A 5,243-nucleotide genomic window follows, 5' to 3' on the forward strand; every position below is an offset into this window, starting at 1 on the left:
CGAAAGTGGCTATGATGATACGCGCACACGGCCGGGCGGCCACGATCGGAACAACTCACCGCCAGTTGGCCCGGTAATGAGGATCGGTCATGGGTCCACAGCGCCCTTCATCGACTACACAGCGTGGCGCCCGTGACGCTACGCGGCATCACCGCCGGTGGACAGCGCGTGGTCACCCGGCTGCGGTAGGTCACCCGGCCGGACTCGGTGACCCTCGCCGGTGGCGCGTCCCGCCGTTCAGCCGATGATCGGCCGGAACAGTCCGAACAGGACGCTGGTGGTCAGCGCGGCGGCGGACACAAGGGTCGCGACGGCCATCAGGGCGGCGTCGGCGCGGCCGAAGGTCTGCCGGCGGGCGTACGTCCTGGGCGTGCCCGCGTCGAAGCCCCGCGCGTCCATCGCCACCGCCAGCCGCCCGCCCCGCCGAAGCGCTCCCACCAGCAGCGCGAACGCCGTCGACACGAACAGCCGCAGCTTGGCCACCGGGTTGCGTCCGGCGTCGATGCCGCGCGCGCGGCGGGCCAGGCTCAGCATCTGCCACTCCTGGCCGAGCAGCGGCACCAGCCGGAACGCGGCCAGCGCGCCGATCGCGAACCGGGCCGGCGCCCGTACGTTCTGCACCAGGGCGTCGGCGAGGTCGGTGGGGTCGGTGGTGGCGAACACGATGATGCCCGGCAGCGCGATCGCGAAGACCCGCAGCACCATGCCCAGCGCGGTGACCAGCACCCCGGTGGTCACCGCGAACGGCCCGAGCGTCGCGACCGTGGCCCCGGAGCGCTCGGCCGCGAACAGCACCAGGGTGATCACGATGCCCCCGGCGGCGAGCACCAGCGGCCAGGCCCGCCGGAACAGGGTGCCGTAGCGCATCCCGAACAGCGGCAGCACCGCCAGCTCGACGGCCAGGGCGATGGTCGGGGTCAGCGGGTCCAGGGTGGCGATCAGCGGGGCGCTGAACAGCAGGGCGGCGGCGAGCTTGGCGACCGGGTTGCGCCGCGCGAGCGGTGCGGTGCTGGCCTCGAAGGTCGGCAGGGTGAGCGTCATGTGGCCCGTTCCAGGCGGTGGACGGAGCCGGCGAGGGCCGCCACGAAGTCGTCGTCGTGGGTGACCGCGACGATGCCGTGGCCGTCGTCGCGCAGCCGGGCCAGCAGGTCGACCAGCTCGATCCAGGTGCGCCGGTCCTGGCCGAACGTGGGCTCGTCCAGCACCAGCAGCCGCGGCGCGGTGGCCAGGGCCGTCGCGACGCTCAGCCGCCGGGCCTCCCCGCCGGAGAGCGTGTACGGGTTCGCGCCCGCCAGCTTCTCCAACCGCAGCCGTTGCAGCAACTCGTCGACGACCCGGCGGACCTCGGCCTCCGGGCGCCCGATCCGGCGCGGGCCCAGCGCCAGCTCGTCGGCGACCCGGTGGGTGACGAACTGATGCTCCGGATCCTGGAACACCGAGCCGATCCTCGTGGTCAGCTCGGCGGCCCGCCACCGGTGCGGCGCCCCACCCGGGACAGCGTCGATCGTGCCCGAGGTGGGCTTCAGCAGCCCGCCGAGCAGCAACGCCAGAGTGGACTGGCCCGCCGGATCTTCTCCACCGTGTACGGGTTGACGGCACCCCCGTCCACCGTCGGGTCGTTGGCGATGACCACGCACTCGACGCCCTCGACCACGCCGATGCCGGTCACCACGCTGGCCCCGATCGGGAACTCCGAGCCCCAGGCCGCCACCGGGGACAGCTCCAGGAACGGGCTGTCCTGGTCGAGCAGCATCTCGACCCGTTCGCGGGGCAGTAGCTTGCCGCGCGCGTGGTGCCGGGTCACCCACTTCTCGCCGCCGCCCGCGCGGGCCGCCTCCAGCGCCGCCTCGAGCTCCGCCAGCCGCTCCAGCATCGCGCTACGGCTCTGCAGGTAGGCCGGGTTGCGCGGGTCGATCGCGGTCTCGAGCACGGTCACGGGATCACCTCTGCCCTGCCCTGCGCTGCACGCCCGCCACCATCTTCAAAACCCCGCGCCTCTCACCCGTGTAGTGCCTCTCGACCACCTCCGTAACGAGCGGCCGACCGGGTGCGACACGGATCATGAGAGGGCGGCTTTGTCCCCTGATCAGGTGGGTGGACACGCCGTCGAGGGGCCGCCCATCAGGACGGCCCCTCGTCGTGCTCGTGGTGCTCTGCCGGTCAGACCCGCGCGCGGCGGGCGAGCCTTTCCGGATCCAGGATGATGACGCTCTTGCCGTCGAGCCGCAGCCAGGCGCGGGAGGCGAAATCCGCCAGCGCCTTGTTGACCGTCTCCCGGGAAGCGCCGACGAGCTGTGCCAGCTCCTCCTGGGTGAGGTCGTGCGTCACGCGCAGCACGCCACCGTCGCGGGTGCCGAAGCGGCCCGCCATCTGCAGCAGGTTCTTCGCCACCCGGCCGGGCACGTCGGTGAAGATCAGGTCGGCCAGTGCGTCGTTCGTCCGGCGCAGCCTGCGGGCGAGCACCCGCAGCAGCTGCTCGGCGATCTCCGGCCGGTTGTTCAACCACGGGCGCAGCGACGACTTCTTGAGCCGGGCCAGGCGCGTGTCGGTCACCGCGGTGGCCGTGGCCGTCCGCGGACCGGGGTCGAACAGCGACAGCTCACCGAGCATGTCCGACGGACCCATGATCGAGACGAGGTTCTGCCGGCCGTCCGCGGCCCGGCGACCAAGCTTGATCTTGCCGGAGAGAACGATGTAAAGGCTGTCACCCGCCTCGCCCTCATTGAAGACGATGTCGCCCTTGCGGACCTCGATCGTCTCCATCTCCTTGGCGAGTGCCTCGGCAGCCTCCGGGTCAACGCCCTGGAAGATCCCGCTGCGAGCCAGTACCTCATCCATCGCTGTACCTCCGAATACGCGCTTCGCCGCGCTCGATCAGTCTAGGCGCACGCGGGCCGTAAACGGGCGGGCACCCCTCGATCCAGATCTCGCAGCGTAACCGGTCGGGCCCCGGACGTCGAAAGAATCGTCGCTCTCGGTGAGCAAGGACCGGCCGTTCGACGGTCGACCCCGCTTGTCGGCCGACGGTATCGTCCTCGTCGATGAATTCCCACCCCCCACCGCGCCGCCCGGGCCTGTTCGGCCGCCCCGCCCTCACGATCACCCTCGCTGTCGCCGTGCTCGCAGGCGCCGGCCTCGGTGGCGTGGCCCTGGCCGATCGGGGATCCGACACTGCCGCCCCGGTCTGGAAGGCGCCGCCCGCCGCCCCCGCTTCGGCCTCCCCCGCTTCAGCCTCACCCGGGAAGCAGGAGACGGAATCGGCCACGGTCGAGGACTCGTTCACGTTCTCGGCGACCGGCGACATCATCATGGGCAGCGCGCCCAACAAGCTTCCGGCCGGCAACGGCAAGGGCTTCTTCGACTCGGTCCGCGAGGGCCTGAAGTCGGATCTGGTGATGGGCAACCTCGAACAGCCGCTCACCGGCGACACCGGCACATCCAAGTGCGGCAGCCCGCCCCGGGCCAACTGCTTCGCCTTCCGCTCCCCGCCGGCGTACGCCGAGCACCTGGTCGACGCCGGCTTCGAGCTGATGAACACGGCGAACAACCACTCCAAGGACTTCGGCACGCAGGGCTACAAGAACACGGTCCAGGCGCTGGACAAGGCCGGGCTGAAGCACACCGGGGCCCAGGGCCAGATCACCGTCGTGGAGGTCAAGGGGATCAGGGTCGCGGTGGTCGGCTTCTCCCCGTACGCGGGTGCGAACAACCTCAACGACCTCGCCGCCGCCCGCACGGTGATCGAGGAGGCCGCCGGAAAGGCCGACGTCGTCGTGGTGCAGGTGCACATGGGCGCCGAGGGCTCCGGCATGGGCCACGTCAAACCGGGCAACGAGCTGTTCTTCGGCGAGAACCGGGGCGACCCGATCAAGTTCTCCAAGGCGGTCATCGACGCGGGCGCTGACGTCGTCGTCGGGCACGGGCCGCACGTGCTGCGCGGCATGCAGTTCTACAAGGGCAAGCTGATCGCGTACAGCCTGGGCAACTTCGCCGGCGGCGGAAAGACGCTCAGCAGCGACGGCGTCCTCAAGTACGGCGGCATCCTGCACGTCACGCTGACCCGCGAGGGTGGGTTCACCGGCGGAAAGTTCCTGTCGACGTACCTGGACAGCACCGGCAAGCCCGTCCGGGACAGCGGGAAAGAGCGCGGCCGGGACCGGGTCCGGGAGCTTTCAGCCGACGACTTCGGTGACACCGCCGCGACCATCGGTGAGGACGGATCCATCACGGCGCCCCGGTGACGGGTATGTGACCCGGGGCGGTCGTGGGTGCGACGTACTCTTGCTCGCGTGAGTCGTCCCGTCGTCGCCGCCACCGCAGGTGCGGCCGTGCTCGCCCGGTCGGTCAAGCGCTTCGCGGGGGAGACCCCGATCGGGCGCAAACGCCGGGCCCGCAAGATGGCCAGACTGCTGGCCGATACCCACCCCGACGCGCACTGCGAGCTGGACTTCAGCACTCCGCTGGAGCTGGCGGTCGCCACCATCCTGTCCGCGCAGTGCACGGACAAGAAGGTCAACGAGGTCACCCCGACGGTCTTCGCCAAGTACCGCTCGGCGGCCGACTATGCCGCCGCCGACCGCGCCGAGCTCGAGGTGATCCTGCGCCCGACCGGCTTCTTCCGGGCGAAGACCGACTCGCTGATCAAGCTCGGTCAGGCCCTGCTCGAACGCCACGACGGTGAGCTGCCGGGCCGGCTGGACCAGCTCGTGGCGCTGCCGGGCATCGGCCGCAAGACGGCGAACGTGATCCTGGGCAACGCCTTCGACGTCCCCGGCATCACGGTCGACACCCACTTCCGCCGGCTGGTGAACCGCTTCGGCTGGGTCCACGAGGAGGACCCGGTCAAGATCGAGTTCCTGGTCGCGGACCTGATCGAGAAGCGCGACTGGACGATGCTGTCGCACCGCATCATCTTCCATGGCCGCCGCGTCTGCCACGCCCGCAAGCCCGCGTGCGGGGCGTGCACCCTGGCCACGATGTGCCCGTCCTATGGCACCGGCCCGACCGAGGCGGCCCCGGCGGCGAAGCTGCTGAAGGGCCCGCGCGCGAAGGAGCTGGCGGCCCAGGCGGGCGTCGACCCCGAGCTGGTGCCGGACGCGGCTGTCCTGACGCCGGAGGCCCCGTGAGCCGAGTCCGGGGCGGGCCGGTGCTGGCGCGGTGGGTGAAGCCACCCCAGGCGCGGCTGCTGGCCCCCGGGACGGCCACCCGGGTGGCGCCCCCGCCACCCCCCGAGGGCGCCGCGT

At 71.4% G+C, this 5,243-nt stretch carries 4 protein-coding genes and 2 pseudogenes; 2 read left to right on the plus strand and 4 right to left on the minus strand.

Features of this window, described 5'->3' with window-relative positions:
• Window positions 1-237: 237 nt before the first annotated feature.
• The 4 genes and pseudogenes from AB0C29_RS32310 to AB0C29_RS32325 all read right to left on the minus strand — a co-directional run bounded on the left by AB0C29_RS32310 (window position 238) and on the right by AB0C29_RS32325 (window position 2,838).
• Window positions 238-1,041, minus strand: a complete 804-nt coding sequence (locus tag AB0C29_RS32310) for an energy-coupling factor transporter transmembrane component T (protein ID WP_360828228.1) — start codon at window positions 1,039-1,041, stop codon at window positions 238-240.
• A pseudogene (locus AB0C29_RS32315) lies at window positions 1,038-1,565 on the minus strand (ABC transporter ATP-binding protein); the annotation flags it as partial. The gene AB0C29_RS32310 and the pseudogene AB0C29_RS32315, both read right to left, overlap by 4 nt.
• Window positions 1,559-1,936, minus strand: a pseudogene (locus AB0C29_RS32320) (carboxyl transferase domain-containing protein); the annotation flags it as partial. The pseudogenes AB0C29_RS32320 and AB0C29_RS32315, both read right to left, overlap by 7 nt.
• A gap of 224 nt (window positions 1,937-2,160) precedes the next feature.
• Window positions 2,161-2,838: a Crp/Fnr family transcriptional regulator gene (locus AB0C29_RS32325; RefSeq protein ID WP_203768799.1), complete on the minus strand. Its 678-nt coding sequence runs from the start codon at window positions 2,836-2,838 to the stop codon at window positions 2,161-2,163.
• 203 nt (window positions 2,839-3,041) lie between these two features.
• Between AB0C29_RS32325 and AB0C29_RS32330 the strand changes: the two genes are divergently transcribed.
• Entirely contained in the window at window positions 3,042-4,241 is a 1,200-nt protein-coding gene (locus AB0C29_RS32330; protein ID WP_360828230.1) for a CapA family protein, read from the plus strand.
• Between the two features lie 87 nt (window positions 4,242-4,328).
• Entirely contained in the window at window positions 4,329-5,126 is a 798-nt protein-coding gene (gene nth, locus AB0C29_RS32335; RefSeq protein ID WP_360828233.1) for an endonuclease III, read from the plus strand.
• Window positions 5,127-5,243: the final 117 nt, after the last annotated feature.

This window comes from Actinoplanes sp. NPDC048791, assembly GCF_040650095.1.
GTDB lineage: Bacteria > Actinomycetota > Actinomycetes > Mycobacteriales > Micromonosporaceae > Actinoplanes.